At 58.2% G+C, this 13,948-nt stretch carries 15 protein-coding genes and 5 tRNA genes; 13 read left to right on the top strand and 7 right to left on the bottom strand.

The window, feature by feature from the left end; translation table 11 throughout:
- The first annotated feature begins 2 nt into the window (after positions 1–2).
- A complete protein-coding gene (gene thiO, locus PD282_RS20105) occupies positions 3–1,142 on the top strand; it encodes a glycine oxidase ThiO (protein WP_274652575.1) in 1,140 nt (379 codons plus the stop codon).
- A 302-nt stretch (positions 1,143–1,444) separates the two neighbouring features.
- Positions 1,445–2,266: a bifunctional hydroxymethylpyrimidine kinase/phosphomethylpyrimidine kinase gene (gene thiD, locus PD282_RS20100; protein ID WP_274655348.1), complete on the top strand. Its 822-nt coding sequence runs from the start codon at positions 1,445–1,447 to the stop codon at positions 2,264–2,266.
- A 137-nt stretch (positions 2,267–2,403) separates the two neighbouring features.
- On the opposite strand, the gene PD282_RS20095 is transcribed toward thiD, so the two are convergent.
- Positions 2,404–2,715, bottom strand: a complete 312-nt coding sequence (locus PD282_RS20095; RefSeq protein ID WP_274652574.1) for a dehydrogenase — start codon at positions 2,713–2,715, stop codon at positions 2,404–2,406.
- Between the two features lie 59 nt (positions 2,716–2,774).
- Complete coding sequence (locus tag PD282_RS20090) at positions 2,775–3,224, bottom strand: cupredoxin domain-containing protein (RefSeq protein WP_274652573.1); 450 nt, start codon at positions 3,222–3,224, stop codon at positions 2,775–2,777.
- A 148-nt stretch (positions 3,225–3,372) separates the two neighbouring features.
- Between PD282_RS20090 and uptA the strand changes: the two genes are divergently transcribed.
- The 4 genes from uptA to PD282_RS20070 all read left to right on the top strand — a co-directional run bounded on the left by uptA (position 3,373) and on the right by PD282_RS20070 (position 7,702).
- Positions 3,373–3,981: an undecaprenyl phosphate transporter UptA gene (gene uptA, locus PD282_RS20085; RefSeq protein ID WP_274652571.1), complete on the top strand. Its 609-nt coding sequence runs from the start codon at positions 3,373–3,375 to the stop codon at positions 3,979–3,981.
- Positions 3,982–4,065: 84 nt separating this feature from the next.
- Complete coding sequence (locus tag PD282_RS20080; protein WP_274652569.1) at positions 4,066–4,632, top strand: thioredoxin family protein; 567 nt, start codon at positions 4,066–4,068, stop codon at positions 4,630–4,632.
- 5 nt (positions 4,633–4,637) lie between these two features.
- The gene (locus PD282_RS20075; protein ID WP_274652567.1) at positions 4,638–5,267 is read left to right on the top strand and encodes an MBL fold metallo-hydrolase; all 630 of its coding nucleotides are present in this window, start codon (positions 4,638–4,640) and stop codon (positions 5,265–5,267) included.
- A 203-nt stretch (positions 5,268–5,470) separates the two neighbouring features.
- Positions 5,471–7,702, top strand: a complete 2,232-nt coding sequence (locus PD282_RS20070) for a Tex family protein (RefSeq protein ID WP_274655347.1) — start codon at positions 5,471–5,473, stop codon at positions 7,700–7,702.
- A gap of 243 nt (positions 7,703–7,945) precedes the next feature.
- Here PD282_RS20070 and cmpA read toward each other — a convergent pair whose 3' ends face one another.
- Positions 7,946–8,080 carry a cortex morphogenetic protein CmpA gene (cmpA, locus tag PD282_RS20065; RefSeq protein WP_274652565.1) on the bottom strand — a complete coding sequence of 45 codons (135 nt, stop codon included), beginning with the start codon at positions 8,078–8,080 and terminating at the stop codon, positions 7,946–7,948.
- 86 nt (positions 8,081–8,166) lie between these two features.
- A complete protein-coding gene (locus tag PD282_RS20060) occupies positions 8,167–8,520 on the bottom strand; it encodes a hydrolase/acyltransferase (protein WP_274652563.1) in 354 nt (117 codons plus the stop codon).
- Positions 8,521–8,973: 453 nt separating this feature from the next.
- On the opposite strand from PD282_RS20060, the gene PD282_RS20055 reads away from it, so the two are divergent.
- The 6 genes from PD282_RS20055 to PD282_RS20030 all read left to right on the top strand — a co-directional run bounded on the left by PD282_RS20055 (position 8,974) and on the right by PD282_RS20030 (position 10,100).
- Positions 8,974–9,456, top strand: a complete 483-nt coding sequence (locus tag PD282_RS20055) for a SprT family protein (RefSeq protein ID WP_274652561.1) — start codon at positions 8,974–8,976, stop codon at positions 9,454–9,456.
- Between the two features lie 48 nt (positions 9,457–9,504).
- Positions 9,505–9,580: transfer RNA gene (locus PD282_RS20050), tRNA-Asn, on the top strand.
- A 5-nt stretch (positions 9,581–9,585) separates the two neighbouring features.
- Positions 9,586–9,676, top strand: a tRNA-Ser gene (locus PD282_RS20045).
- 148 nt (positions 9,677–9,824) lie between these two features.
- A tRNA-Glu gene (locus PD282_RS20040) sits at positions 9,825–9,899 on the top strand.
- 3 nt (positions 9,900–9,902) lie between these two features.
- Positions 9,903–9,978: transfer RNA gene (locus PD282_RS20035), tRNA-Lys, on the top strand.
- Positions 9,979–10,014: 36 nt separating this feature from the next.
- Positions 10,015–10,100: transfer RNA gene (locus PD282_RS20030), tRNA-Leu, on the top strand.
- Positions 10,101–10,305: 205 nt separating this feature from the next.
- On the opposite strand, the gene PD282_RS20025 is transcribed toward PD282_RS20030, so the two are convergent.
- Together PD282_RS20025 and PD282_RS20020 are read right to left on the bottom strand one after the other, a co-directional pair.
- Positions 10,306–10,770 carry an ImmA/IrrE family metallo-endopeptidase gene (locus PD282_RS20025; protein ID WP_274652560.1) on the bottom strand — a complete coding sequence of 155 codons (465 nt, stop codon included), beginning with the start codon at positions 10,768–10,770 and terminating at the stop codon, positions 10,306–10,308.
- A gap of 12 nt (positions 10,771–10,782) precedes the next feature.
- Positions 10,783–11,202, bottom strand: a complete 420-nt coding sequence (locus PD282_RS20020) for a helix-turn-helix domain-containing protein (RefSeq protein WP_274652559.1) — start codon at positions 11,200–11,202, stop codon at positions 10,783–10,785.
- A 337-nt stretch (positions 11,203–11,539) separates the two neighbouring features.
- Here PD282_RS20020 and PD282_RS20015 point away from each other — a divergent pair, with 337 nt between their 5' ends.
- The gene (locus PD282_RS20015; protein WP_274652557.1) at positions 11,540–11,827 is read left to right on the top strand and encodes a hypothetical protein; all 288 of its coding nucleotides are present in this window, start codon (positions 11,540–11,542) and stop codon (positions 11,825–11,827) included.
- A 175-nt stretch (positions 11,828–12,002) separates the two neighbouring features.
- Here the strand turns inward: PD282_RS20015 and PD282_RS20010 are convergent, their stop codons facing one another.
- Positions 12,003–13,565: a DUF4127 family protein gene (locus PD282_RS20010; RefSeq protein ID WP_274652555.1), complete on the bottom strand. Its 1,563-nt coding sequence runs from the start codon at positions 13,563–13,565 to the stop codon at positions 12,003–12,005.
- Positions 13,566–13,948 lie beyond the last annotated feature (383 nt).

The raw sequence follows: 13,948 nt of genomic DNA, 5'->3' as shown, positions 1-13,948 counted from the left end.
CCATGCCAGCTTCGGTCGTTATTTTGGGCGGCGGCATTATCGGGCTGAGCTGCGCGTTCGAGGCCGCGAGCCGGGGCAAGCGCGTCACGGTCGTGGAGCCCGGCGCGTTCGGCGGGCAGGCGTCGGGCGCGGCGGCCGGGATGCTGGCGCCGTATACGGAAAATCCCGAGCAGCCGGATCCTTTTTTTCACTTGTGTCTGGATAGTCTGAGACGTTATCCCGACTGGATCCGCCGCGTCGAGGAAGCGTCAGGCAAACGCGTCGAGCTGCTGCATACGGGCAGCCTGACGGTCGCGATGCACGAAGCGGACGTGCTCCCGCTGCAAACCCGGCTCGCCTGGCAGCGGGAGCACGGCGCGGAAGCGGAGCTGGTGGCGGGCGAACGGCTGCGGCAGCTCGAGCCGCTGCTCTCCAAGCAGGCGGCTGCGGCGCTTTATTGCCCGGGCGAGAGTCATGTCCATGCGCCGAAGCTGGTCGTCGCTCTCGCAGAAGCTTGCCGGAAGCTCGGCGTCCGGCTGCTTGGCGGTGCGGGGACGATTGACCTGACGGATCCGGGAAGCGCCGGCGGCGTTGCCGTAACGACAGGCGCCTACGGCGTCGTCGAAGGCGACAGCCTGCTTATCTGCGCGGGCGCGTGGGCCTGCCAGTACGCGGAAACGCTCGGATTTCCGGTTCCGGTACATCCGATTCGCGGGCAAATCTGCTCCTTCGACGTGCCGTTCGGCGGCGTCCGCCACATGGTCTTTTCCAGTCAGGCGTATTGGGTCGGCAAAATGGACGGCGCGCTCGTATGCGGCGCATCCGAAGATGTGGCCGGCTACGACGCGTCCGTCACGGAGCGCGGCATTGGCCGGCTCGTCCGCTGGGGGCCGCGGCTGTTTCCGTTTCTGGAGGGAAGACAGCCGTCGCTCAGCTGGGCTGGACTTCGTCCCGCAACGCGCGACGGCTGGCCCTTGATCGGTCCCGTACCGGGGCGGCCGGAAATCGTGATGGCGGCGGGACATTACCGGAACGGCATCTTGCTCAGTCCAGCCACGGCGGCGCTTGCGGCGGATATATTGGAAGGCAAAGCTTCGGCGGCACGTTCGGCGGCGTTTGCGCCGGACCGGTTTGCGCAGACGGCGGGGATCGCGTCGTTATGAACGGACGAAACGGCTCCAGCGATAACGGGGCAAGCGGCGGAGCGCAGCGGACGTATGACGTAACCGGCATGCCGGGCGCGGCCGGCGCGGACGTCCAGCCCGGCGCATCCGCCCAAACCGGCACAGCCGCCCAGCCCGGCGCATCCGCCCAAATCGGCGCAGCCGTCCAGCCCGGCACATCCGCCCAGATCGGCTCGGCTGCCCAAACTGGCACAGCCGCCCAACCCGGCGCATTCGCCCAGCCCGGCACAGTCGTCGGACAGGGACCCGCCGGCCCCAGCCGGGCGTTTCCGCCCCGCGCGCTGACGGTCGCGGGCTCCGATTCGGGCGGCGGCGCCGGTATCCAGGCCGACCTTAAGACGTTTCAGGCGCTCGGCGTGTTCGGCATGAGCGCCATTACGGCAGTGACGGCGCAGAACAGCCTGGGCGTGCAGGCCGTGTACGCGCTCCCGCGTGAAGCGGTGCGGGCTCAGCTCGATGCGGTGCTCGGCGATATTGGCGCGCATGCGCTAAAAACCGGGATGCTGTGCTCGCCGGACATCGTTGAGACGGTGGCCGAGGTTATCGCCGATTACGGCATCCGGCATGTTGTCGTCGATCCTGTTCTGCACGCCAAGGACGGCTCGGCGCTGCTGCGCAGGGAAGCCTTATCGTCGATGCGCGGCACGCTGCTCCCTCTCGCCGAGGTCGTCACGCCGAACATCCCGGAGGCGTGCGAGCTGCTCGGTCTTCCGGAGGATTCGATTCGCACGATGGGGGATATGATCCGGGCCGCGCGCGAGCTGCTGCAGTTCGGTTCCCGCTGGGTGCTGCTGAAGGGCGGGCATCTGCTTGAGGAAACCGAGTCCGGAACGGGACTCTCTCCGCAGTCGACCGACATACTCGTCGGCGCCTCCGATCCGGCGGCGGAGCCGATTTTGCTGCAAGCTGATCGGCTCATCACGCGGCATACGCACGGCACCGGCTGCACGACGGCCTCGGCGATCGCCGCAGGCTTGGCGCTCGGCTTGACGCCGCCCGAGGCCGCGAGGAAAGCCAAACGCTATGTAACGGCGGCTATTGCGGCCTCCGTCCCCCTGGGCGGAGGCATCGGCTCGTTATGGCACAATGTCAGCGTCGAATGACGAATTCCCAAACAAAACGGAAGAAACCCGGCCGTCACGAGTCGTGAATGCCGGGTTTCCCCTGAGATCCCCTCCGCCCGGGCAGGCGCCATGAACGCCATGGCGCCTGCCCGAAGCGAGAGGGGATTTTTAACGTTTCAGCCGCCGAAGGCGTCGCGGAACGCTTTGCACAGCTTGCCGCGGTCGACGCCGAGAATGTCCGCGATATCGGCGCTGACATGGTCGTCCCACCAGTCGGCGAGCTTTTTGCGATTGCTGTAATTTTCGTGAATCCACGGCAGGTTGAGCGCCACTTTCTCAAAATAATGTTTCTCGGCCTTTTCGATTTGCTCCTTCGGGATGTAGACGCCGAGCCGTTTGACGGTGCGGTACAGCTCGTTTGCGCAGGCGCGCCGGATTTTGCGGGCGGTGGGGTAGCTGCCGCCCTGCTGCTCGGCAGAAGAATTCATCGTGAACGACTCCTCTCTCTACCCCTATATATGCGTCCCGCATCCGGCAGGTCACTGTCCTACTGTACGACGATATAGCCGACCATCGGCCCGCCGTGGTCCATCGTATCGTGCGTCTGGCAAACAATCGGGTAGGTGCCTTTGCGTTCGGCCGTAAACCGGACGACCGTGACCTGGCCTTTGGTCACCTGGCCCTTCACACCCAGCCCTTCGATGACGAAAGGATGCGTGTCCCCGCTAATGCCGGAAATGCGCAGCTCCACCTCGTCGCCCTGATTCACGATTACCGTGCCTGGATCCCAGCGGTACGCCTCGAGATTTTTGCCGTCCGACGTGCGCGTTTCAAATTCGCCTGTAACGAGCTGGATCACCTTCGTTTGACCGGGAACGCCCATGACGGCGGCAAACGATTTGTTCCATTTCAAATAGGCTGCAGCGCAGATCAGAACGAGGAGAAGTACGGCGAAGAGACGGATTTGCTTTTTGCTGATGACAAAAATTTTGGACATGGAAACCTTCACCCCCACAAATTCGTTACCATTACAGCTAGTCTATGCGGGAGCTTGTCAGCGCATGACTGCTATAGAGGCATGGCCGCAAGTATGCTAGAATACCGTAAGAGAACCGCCATCTTAAATGTCCGATAGGAGAGGAAGAATGAACGCGATTCATAGCATGATCGGCACCCTGCTTCAGTGGGTGGAAAGTTTGGGTTATTTCGGCATTTTCATCGGCTTGGCGATCGAGGTGATACCCAGTGAAATCGTGCTCGGCTTCGGCGGTTATTTGGTCAGCAAGGGGGAGATTTCCTTCCTCGGCGCCGTAATCGTCGGGACTGTGGGCGCGATCGTGCAGCAGTGGATTTTATACGCTATCGGCAGGTTTGCCGGCCGGCCCTTCTTCGACAAATTCGGCAAATATATTAAAATCAAGCCGAAGCATCTCGATATTGCCGAAGGCTGGTTCAACCGCTATGGAGCCGGTATCGTGTTCACTGCCAGGTTCGTGCCCGTCATGCGCCAGGTGATCTCCGTTCCGGCCGGCATCGCGCGCATGAATTTCTGGTTTTTCACGCTGCTGACCGGCCTCGCTTCGATCCCGTGGACGTTCTTGTTCGTCTACCTCGGCTGGAAGCTCGGGGACCAGTGGCAGAACATCGGGGAGAAAGCCGCTCCGTACGTGCAGCCCGCCATTCTGGTGGCGCTTGCGCTGCTGGTGGCCTACGTGCTGATCAAATATTTGCGCAGCCGCGGCAAATCGGTGTAAACGCATTTGTAGGAAGCAAGTTCCGTTTGGTACAATAAAGAGGAAGAGGTACATATTTGCAAAAGGCGAAGGAGGCCGTGAACGATGGGTACGACTGTGGCGGAAAAGCTGAACAAGGGCATCAGCCCGCAGCAATTTATCGATTCCATGCAAAAAAATAAGGAAGCGTTCGTGGACTGGCACAGCCGCTTTGAATGGGGCAGTGAAGAGGACCGCGAATTTTTCGAATCGCTGAACAACCGCGACGATCTGCGCTGCGTCATCATCGCAGCCGATTGGTGCGGAGACGTCGTGCGCAACATGCCGGTCGTATTCAAGCTGACGGAAGCGGCGGGCATCCCGACCGAGGTGCTCATTATGGAGGAGCATCTCGATACGATGGATCAATTTTTGACGATGGGCGGACGCTCCATTCCGGTCGTTCTGATTACGGATACCGGCGGTCACGTGCTCGGTCAATGGGGCCCTCGTCCGACCTACGTTCAAGAGCCGATGGTGGCGTTCAAGCAGGCGAACCCGGACCGCGAAGCGAGCGATTACCAAACGAATCTGGCCGAAACGCGCAAAGAAATCGGACGCCGGTACGGCGAAGGCGCAGGCTATCAGCAGCTGGTCGTTCAGGAAATGCGCAAGCTGCTCGCATCCGTCTAAAACGAATGCTCAAAATCGAAACCTACACCCTGGGGCCTCTGCAGACGAATTGCTATCTGGTCACGGAGGAGACCGGCGAGCGAGGCTTTATTATCGATCCCGGCATGAATCCGAAACGTTTGCTTGAACGGATCAAAAGCATTCACATTGAAGCGGTCGTATTGACGCATGCGCATTTCGATCATATGGCCGGTGTTGGCGAGGTCCGCCAAGCGGCCGGCTGCCCGGTCTACCTTCACGACCTCGAAGCCGACTGGCTGACCGACGCGGGTAAAAACGGCTCGCTCCAATGGCCCGACGTAACTCCGCCGGCGACGACGGAACCGGCCGAATATGCGCTTGCGGAAGGACAAAAGCTGACGCTGATCGGCCATACGTTCTCGGTCATGCATACGCCCGGGCATTCCCCGGGCAGCGTCAGTCTGCTGCACGACGGACATCTGTTCAGCGGCGACGTGCTGTTCCGTTTGTCCGTCGGGCGGACGGACCTGCCCGGCGGCCGCGAGCGCGATCTGTTCGACTCGATCCGCGGCAAATTATATAAGCTTGATTCGAACGTACGCGTCTATCCGGGTCACGGCCCGCAGACGACGATCGGCTTCGAAAAGGCAAACAACCCTTACGTGCCGGCCTAGCGCCGGCTATTTTTCTCGAATCGGAGCAATTGCGTCCGCTTTAAGCATGAAAACGGAGCGGTATTTTGCAGGCGGCGTTACTTAACCGCGGTCGCTCATCTTCAATACGCCTCAATATCGATTTTCTTACTTAATAACGCTAGCTTGGATGGAGGAATTGGTGGCCAGTGGCTGAGACGAAGCAATCGATCGGGAAGGAAGACATGCAGACAGGCTTGGCGGCGGATGTGCACGAGCCGACTCCCGAGGAGCGTGCCGCAGAACAACAAAGCATCATCAAACGAATCGCGGCCGAGCTAAGCATCCCGCTGTCCAAGGTGAAAGCGGCGGCCGGCCTGCTGGATGAAGGCAACACGATTCCGTTCATCGCCCGCTATCGAAAGGAAATGACCGGCGAGCTGGACGAGAACGAACTGCGGTCGATCGAAGAAAAGCTGCAGTACATGCGCAATCTGGAACAGCGCAAGCACGAAGTGATCCGGCTGATCGACGAACAGGGCAAGCTGACGGACGAGCTCCGGCAGTCGATATCGGCTGCCGCCAAGCTTCAGGAGGTCGAGGACCTGTACCGCCCGTACCGGCAAAAGCGCAAAACCCGCGCCAGCGTCGCCAAGGAACGCGGGCTCGAGCCGCTTGCGGCGTGGCTGCTGTCGCAGCCGCGCCAAGGCGAGCCGCTGCGCGAGGCGGAGCGTTACGTCGACGCGGAGAAGGGCGTAAGCACGGCCGAGGAGGCGCTGCAGGGGGCGATGGATATCATCGCCGAGCAGATCGCCGACGATGCCAAAATTCGCTCCTGGGTACGACGGTTTACATTCGACAACGGGCTGATCCGCACGGAAGCGAAGGATGCCGCCCAAGAATCCGTGTACGAAATGTACTATGCCTACCAGGAACCGGTCAAGCGGCTGCCGCCGCACCGCCTGCTCGCCATCAACCGCGGGGAGCGGGAGGAAGTGCTGCGCGTGATGCTGGACGTGGCGGCCGAGCGCATCATCGATTATATCGACCGTCAAATCGTCCGCGGCGGAACGGCGCAGCCCATCCGCGACATCCTCGCCGCCGCGGCGCAGGACGCTTACAAGCGGCTGATCTCTCCATCCATTGAGCGGGAGGTGCGCGGCGAGCAGACGGAAAAAGCGGAGGAGCACGCGATTCAAATTTTTTCCGCGAACTTACGCAACCTGCTGCTGCAGCCGCCCGTGCGGGGGAATGTCGTACTCGGCGTCGACCCGGCTTACCGGACCGGCTGCAAGCTTGCCGTCATCGACGAGACGGGCAAGCTGCTGGAGGTTGCCGTCTCGTACCCGACGCCGCCGAACAACAAGGTGGCGGAAGCGGAGCGGATGATCGGCGGCCTGATTGACAAATACAAGGTGGAGCTGATCGTGATCGGCAACGGCACGGCGTCGCGCGAAACCGAGCAGTTCATCGCCGGCTTGATCGGCAAGCGCAAGGCGGAGGGAGCGGATAAGGGACGCGAGCTGAAATATATTATTGTGAACGAGGCGGGCGCGAGCGTTTATTCGGCCTCCAAGCTGGCGCAGGAGGAATTCCCTTCGCTCGACGTGGCCGAACGAAGCGCCGTCTCGATTGCACGGCGGCTGCAGGACCCGCTTGCCGAGCTCGTCAAAATCGAGCCGAAAGCAATCGGCGTCGGTCAATACCAGCACGACGTCAGCCAGAAGCGGCTCGAGGAGAGCCTCGGCGGCGTTGTGGAATCCGCCGTTAACCATGTCGGCGTCGACGTCAATACGGCTTCTCCGTCCCTGCTGTCGTATGTCGCGGGCATCAATGCGACGATCTCGAAAAATATCGTGAAATTCCGCGAGGAGCACGGCAAATTTGCCGACCGGAAGACGCTGGCGAAGGTGCCGCGGCTCGGCGCCAAAACGTACGAGCAGTGCATCGGCTTTATCCGCGTGCCGGAAAGCGCCAATCCGCTCGACCGGACGCCGATTCACCCGGAATCGTACGGCGTGGTCGACGCGCTGTGCAAGGAGCTGGGACTTCGGCTGCAGGCGCTTGGCACGGAGCCGTTCAAAACGGCGCTGGCCGCGGTCGATCCGGAGCAGGTGGCGCCGAAGCTGGGCGTCGGCGTGCCGACGCTGCGCGATATTATCGACAGCCTGCTGCGGCCTGGACGCGATCCCCGCGAGGAGCTGCCGCAGCCGATTTTCCATACGGACGTGCTCGATATCGAGGACCTGAAGCCGGGGATGGAGCTGCAGGGGACGGTCCGCAACGTCATCGACTTCGGTGCATTCGTCGATATCGGCATCAAAAACGACGGACTCGTGCACATTTCGCAGATGAGCGGCCGATTCGTGAAGCATCCGATGGACGTCGTATCGGTCGGCGACACGGTAACGGTCTGGGTGCTCGGCGTCGATGTGAAAAAAGGCCGCGTCAGTCTCACAATGCGCAGGCCCGACTGATTTTCCGTTTGAATCAAAAAGGGCGTTATCGCCGGGCAGCCGAACCGCTGCCGGGGGATAACGCCCTTTTTTGAAAGATAAGCATTTATTCCGAATCTAGCTATTTTTTCTCCAGGAAAAAACGTGTTCCGCCGCAAAAAACGCCGTCAGCCGTCCCTTTTTGCCTGCTATATGTTCACCAACTATGGCTTCGACGCCATAGAGCGGCGCCAGCGCGTTATTTCGCGTTCGCGAGTGCGGTGGCTACAAACTGGCGGAATCATCGTCCGGACGCTGCTTGGTGCGGTAGAAATACCAGCAATCGTTGAGCAGACGGATCTGCCAGCGGTCTTTTTTCAGAAATGCCCGCATCAATTGATTGCAAAGCCACTGAGGCATCGTCATCGCCCTCCTTCCAGCCGTCACTTGGGTAGTAACTAGCATATGGAATTAGGCGGATGTCCGTGCAGGTCCAAGCAAAAAACTTAAGCCTCCAGCTCCTCCTCGTACCACTGCTCCAGCTGAGCCTGCAGCGCGCGGATTTCGGTCAGGAGCGAGACGAGCGGATACGTTTTCTCCTCGATCGCCGAAAAGCCTTTCTCCAGCTCGTTCATATAATCGAGTCCCTGCTGGACGTGAAGCGTTTTGTCGTGCAGCTCGAGATCGGCGCATTCCGCAATAGCTTGCGGCAGTTCCGGCACGTTGCCGGCCGTCAGCTTGTCGATTTCCTTGTGCAGCCGCAAATTGAGCGCGCTGAGCTGGTAGGCGTGCGATTCCGGCATTTCGACGAAAAAAACGCCGCCGCTGCTTTTCATTATAATATACCTCATGACTGCCATGGCTATGCTCCTCCTCGAATCGGACAGGTGAATACTACTTGACAGTTTAGCGTATCCATCCTTTAAAATTCAAGTAGGACAATCAAGTTCGCAAAACAAGCTCATGCTTCTGAATCGAGTTTTTGCTTTGCAAAGACGCGGATTCACGGAAGCGGCGCAAAAACCAAGCGTATGCTTCCGAAGCAAGTTTTTGCTTTGTAAAGATGCGGATTCACGGAAGCAGCGCAAAAACTAAGCGTATGCTTCCGAAGCCGTTTTTTGCTCTGCAAGATGCGGATTCAAGGTAGCATCACAAAAAACCAAGCGTATGCTTCCGAATCGAGTTTTTGCTTTGCAAAGGCGCGGATTCACGGAAGCGGCGCAAAAACTAAGCGTATGCTTCCGAAGCCGTTTTTTGCTCTGCAAGATGCGGATTCAAGGAAGCATCACAAAAAACCTTAGGAGTCTCTCGACATGCAAAACGAAACGCTGCAGGCTTGGGTGGAGAAGGTGTCGATACGTTACTTTGGCTTGCCGTTCCGGCACAAAGCAACGTTTAACCGGAGGCTGACCGCCACCGGCGGCCGCTACTTCACGAAAACGCACAATATTGAAATCAGCCCGCATCAGCTCGAAACGTTCGGTACGGATGAAACGGAAAAAATCATCAAGCACGAGCTCTGTCATTATCATTTGCACTTAATGAAGCGGGGATACCGCCATCGGGATGCCGAATTCAAGCAGCTGCTCGCTCAAGTGGGGGGGACCCGGTTTTGCAAATCGCTGCCGGGCCGTCTCGAGAAAAGGCAGGCAACGCCCTACAAATACAAGCTCACGTGCCGCGACTGCGGGACGGAATATTTGCGCAAACGCAGGGTGGATCCGCGCAAATTCGCGTGCGGCAAATGCCGAGGAAATTTATTGCTTTACGCGCTTGACTTGAAAAACGAATCGTGATACATTATTTCTTGTCACTGCGAAATGCAGGACAGGTTTGGATAATGTTCCCTGATAGCTCAGTTGGTAGAGCACTCGACTGTTAATCGAGTTGTCACAGGTTCGAGTCCTGTTCGGGGAGCCAGTTATGGAGAGATACCCAAGTGGCTCAAGGGGACCCTCTGCTAAGGGGTTAGACTGCGCAAGTGGTGCGAGGGTTCGAATCCCTCTCTCTCCGCCATTCAAGTTCGTCAAGTACGGACCGGGCACACGGTCCTTTTTGTTTGTCGCCAATGTTTCCGGTTTAGACAAGCCTGATCGCCGAAAACACTTGCACGGAACTTTGAAATTGGCTATAATCGATCTTGTTGTTTACATGTACGTTTTGCGGCCCGTTGGTCAAGGGGTTAAGACACCTCCCTTTCACGGAGGTAACAGGGGTTCGAATCCCCTACGGGTCACCACCCGAGCCATTAGCTCAGTTGGTAGAGCACCTGACTTTTAATCAGGGTGTCGTAGGTTCGAGTCCTACATGGCTCACCATTTTTACCGATATGTCATCGGCATATCTTTTATTATGCGGTCGTGGCGGAATGGCAGACGCACCAGCTTGAGGGGCTGGCGGTAGCAATACCGTGGAGGTTCGAGTCCTCTCGACCGCACCATACTTAAAATGCTGAAATCCCTTGCGGCGCAAGGGATTTTTTGATTTATCCGGCATGTTCTTCGTTCGGGCTGGTGGGGGACGGCTCAAGGTTTGGGGACGGTCCTAACTTGCTAGCCGGCATTTTACCGCTTAGAAGGAGTGATTCGCGACCAAGCTTCCTCTCCCATCGGTCCAGATTAAACAGCGCCCCCTCACAATGCCCCTTAAATCCTCAAAAATGACTGCTCGTCCCGAAAAAAGCGTTTCATTGCCGAGGGGCGCTTCAGGAGTGCGATTTCCCACGGAACACCGTTTTCCTTGGCGATGTCCACCAGCGAGCGTCCATCAAGCAGCAGCTCGTCCGGGATCATAAGCTCGGCCGCGAATTCGTTCGCTTCCCGCTCAATCCGGTCGATCGACACAAGCGTGTGGCGCCGCAGAAAAGGCGTGTTCAATTTTGGATGAAGTATCGCGTGGCCCAGCTCGTGCGAACAGGTAAACCGCTGATCCATCTCACTTAATCGGTTGTTGATATGAATCATGGGAATCCGTTTATACGTGTTGAAATACCCCATAATGCCGCCGAGCGGCTCGAACAGAACCAAAATGTTTCTCTGCGCTGCGATGATGAACGGGTTGTTTGAGCCGTGCCTGCGCGTCAGCTGGCTGACGATGCGATGTATACCCATTCAACTCGCTCCTTATTTATGTTTATTTGGGTTGAACTTCTGTTTGGCCATTCCTTTGGCCAGCCGAAGCGAATTTTCAAGCGAAATGCGCATCAGCTCTTTCGTTTCCTCGTCCATCGGCTCCCCGTGAAACGCCAGCGCTTCGTCCGATTCCAGCTCGTCGATCATCCGCTCCAAATCCGCCGCAATATCGCGTTCCTCCCTGGCCGTCAGCTTTGGCGCCAACTCTTCCTGGGGCGAAAGGTCCAGCAAATAATCGACCGATACCTGATGATATTTGGCAATAGCCGCCAGCATCGTATGATCGGGATTGGAAATGCCGTTCTCCCAGGCGTTATAACGGGCGCGCTTGACGCCTAACGCTTCCGCCAGCTGGTCCTGCGTAAGATGCTTGCGCTTTCTCAATGCGGCGATTCGTTGCCCTAATTGCATGTCCGGTACCGACCTTTCTGATATGATAATAATATTAGCAAACCATATTGACGATAAAAAAATTATCAAATATAATCGGATTACGGCAAGTGAGTGGACATAAGGGTGAAAGTTTGGTTTGATTGATAAAAATTTTATCTTTAATCATTGTAATAGATAATTATTTTATCGTCAATCTCAAATTCTCATCTGCTGCTAAAACCGGCGGACTTTTCGATGAGCGGAGGCGATGCGGAGCCGGAAAGGCGAATCCATCCGATGAAGGATTAGATTGCGGGGAGATGCATTTGACAGTAATCGATGAAGCGAAGATCAATTTGAAAGGAGGAGTGAGAGAATGGAATGGACCATATTAATTGGATCGGTCGCTACGCTGAGCGGCATTATATTGGGCTGGCTCAGCCGGGCTCGTTCCGTCCGGAAGGATTTCGAGACGGAGGCCGGAAGAGACGGCTATCTGCGGGCGGATGTGGAGCATATGAAACGCGGGCTGGACGATTTGCTGCGCGAGCATCGGATACGGGGGCAGCAGCTCGACGCCTTGATCGAACGCGTAACCCGGGTCGAAGAATCGAACAAGCAGACGGACCGCCGTCTCGATCGGCTGGATGGCAGGCGGCAATGAAATCGGCGCAGGGCGACTTGGCGGCATTGTATTCCGGAGCAGCGGTATCCGAATAGATGAATATATCACACCCAGGGAACTCCCCGCCGGTTTTACCGGGGCGGGGAGTCTTGACTTGTCAGCGGTTTCCGTACCGCCCCGGCAGCCAAGCATCGGATAAAAACGGCCTTTTCCTCTAGTCCGCGCCGATACGGAGCTCAAAACCGACCTCGAACATTCGTTTCCACGGCAGCTCGACACGTTCCAGCCGGATCCGGGCGGGCTCGAAGTCGCGCAGCTCACGCTCGATGAAGGCGAGCATGCCGCTGCGGATCCGTCCCGCCACCTCGTCGTGAACGGCGGAAACGTCGAAGGTGCTGCCGCCGAGTCCCGGCAGCTCTTCGCGAGCGATCCGGGAGCGTAGAATCGCTTGATAGCCCCAGTCCTCCACGAAGCGGGAAAGCAGAAACGCCTCGCTGTTTCGGGCGCGCGCGCTTCCCGGAGAAGCCTTCTCCGCCTTTCGGTAATACGATTCCACCACCGCGTGCGCAATGACCGTGCCCAGCGTATTGCCCGCCGTGTTCCATCCGGCATAGGCGGACAAATGCTTCAACAAACCGGACCCGGACAACAGTTCCATCAGCACCGTATCGGCTCCGTTGCAAACGGCAGCGTCGGCGAGCGCGATCGTCGCGCCTTTTTCCGCATAACGGCGGATGGCATGGGCGAATTCGCGCACATTAACCTCCGAGAAGTACGCGGCGTTGCGGCCGGCCAGGCTGTCCGACGTCTCCGCCATGAGGTGCTGGCCGACGGGCGGGGAATGGATCATCAGCACAACGTCCGCTTCGGAGGCATGGTCGCAGATGGCGCAGCCCGCCGCCGTCAACTGGCTTTTCACGCTTTCGCCCAGGCTGCGGTCCTCGTATTTCGGAATAACGCCGAGGCCGGCGGTCGACGAATACCGGACGAAGACGTTCGGCCGGTAATGCATCGTATCGCAAAAAACGCGCGCGAACAGCGTGCATCCGACTTCATCCGCACCGGGATACAGGTGAACCCGGTCGAGAACGCGCCTGCCCGCAGCCTCAAGCAGCAAACGGCGCTGCTCGGCGGAGGAATACCCAAAGCGGGCGTTGTCGTCCAGCGGAACGACAAGCATGTCGATCCAGCCCTCGTCCGCCATCTGCACCGCCATCCGATTGACCGCCGCATTGACCTGACGCCGGCCTGTAAAATCGCTCAGCACCTCCCGCGGCAAAACGGCAAGCAGCCGTTCCCATTCCTGCCGCTCCGCTTCGCTTAGGCCATCCCGCTCCTGTTTGTCCTGCAGCCAGCCATTCCTGGCGATCTCGGCGCCGTACTGGGCGTAATAATCGGGCTCCTCGTCGCTGCTGCTGTATGCGGGTGCTCGCATGATCAAGTTGAAGGCGTAGATGCGGAGCTTGGGATTTCTTTTTTTGCATTCGACGATCGTTTGCAGCCGGGCGCGGCATTGGACGGCGGAAAGCCGGTGGAGCCTGGACGGGACAATTCCTCCGTATACGAGCATATCGAGGGATACGATCAGCGCATGCGCAGCGGCCGTCTCTTCCAGCAGCCATTCGGCAAGCAGCTTCGTGTCGGCAGGACGTTTCTTCGCGCCGAGCATCCGCAGGGGCGGAGAAACCGGCTCCAGCTCCGTGGCGGCGGCGATTTGCAGCGGGAACCGGGCATTGCAGGGCCTTTCATCCAGCGGCAGATAGACGATTCGCGGCATAGCGAAGCCTCCCGTTTTTATACCTGACAGAACGTTTGCATTCGGGCATTCGGTTATCCTTTGGGCTTCGGTGTCGGAGGAAAAAACGATGCAAAACTCGCCAAAAGGATGACGAGAACCGTTTTCCTTGCATTATAGCATATGGCGTGAATGGTTCATCCAGAATAATTCCTAAAAGTGGAATATTTCTTCTTAAATCATTCGACTAAACGCCTTGTTCGGGATAAAACGGCTTTATACCGACAAAATGTAAGTTTAGAATGATAACCGGCAAAAAAAAAGAGGTTCGCAGGACGATTGATGCCCTTTTTTTGGCGCAAGAACGTGATACAATTAACAGGGATACCTACCGGAAAACGATTGGCAGACACTTGGGAGGCCGA

The organism is Paenibacillus humicola, assembly GCF_028826105.1.
Lineage (GTDB): Bacteria > Bacillota > Bacilli > Paenibacillales > Paenibacillaceae > Paenibacillus_Z > Paenibacillus_Z humicola.
The sequence above is the reverse complement of the archived record's forward strand: the minus strand, read 5'-3'. Positions and strand labels throughout refer to the sequence as shown.

Coding starts and splice junctions, on each gene's coding strand:
- PD282_RS20095 (WP_274652574.1), bottom strand. CDS start 2,715: ATGAATTCTTCTGCCGAGCAGCAGGGCGGCAGCTACCCCACCGCCCGC.
- PD282_RS20080 (WP_274652569.1), top strand. CDS start 4,066: ATGGGTACGACTGTGGCGGAAAAGCTGAACAAGGGCATCAGCCCGCAG.
- PD282_RS20020 (WP_274652559.1), bottom strand. CDS start 11,202: ATGCAATTAGGGCAACGAATCGCCGCATTGAGAAAGCGCAAGCATCTT.
- PD282_RS20015 (WP_274652557.1), top strand. CDS start 11,540: ATGGAATGGACCATATTAATTGGATCGGTCGCTACGCTGAGCGGCATT.
- thiO (WP_274652575.1), top strand. CDS start 3: ATGCCAGCTTCGGTCGTTATTTTGGGCGGCGGCATTATCGGGCTGAGC.
- PD282_RS20010 (WP_274652555.1), bottom strand. CDS start 13,565: ATGCCGCGAATCGTCTATCTGCCGCTGGATGAAAGGCCCTGCAATGCC.
- PD282_RS20060 (WP_274652563.1), bottom strand. CDS start 8,520: ATGGCAGTCATGAGGTATATTATAATGAAAAGCAGCGGCGGCGTTTTT.
- PD282_RS20070 (WP_274655347.1), top strand. CDS start 5,471: ATGCAGACAGGCTTGGCGGCGGATGTGCACGAGCCGACTCCCGAGGAG.
- PD282_RS20090 (WP_274652573.1), bottom strand. CDS start 3,224: ATGTCCAAAATTTTTGTCATCAGCAAAAAGCAAATCCGTCTCTTCGCC.
- PD282_RS20055 (WP_274652561.1), top strand. CDS start 8,974: ATGCAAAACGAAACGCTGCAGGCTTGGGTGGAGAAGGTGTCGATACGT.
- uptA (WP_274652571.1), top strand. CDS start 3,373: ATGAACGCGATTCATAGCATGATCGGCACCCTGCTTCAGTGGGTGGAA.
- cmpA (WP_274652565.1), bottom strand. CDS start 8,080: ATGCCTCAGTGGCTTTGCAATCAATTGATGCGGGCATTTCTGAAAAAA.
- PD282_RS20025 (WP_274652560.1), bottom strand. CDS start 10,770: ATGGGTATACATCGCATCGTCAGCCAGCTGACGCGCAGGCACGGCTCA.
- PD282_RS20075 (WP_274652567.1), top strand. CDS start 4,638: ATGCTCAAAATCGAAACCTACACCCTGGGGCCTCTGCAGACGAATTGC.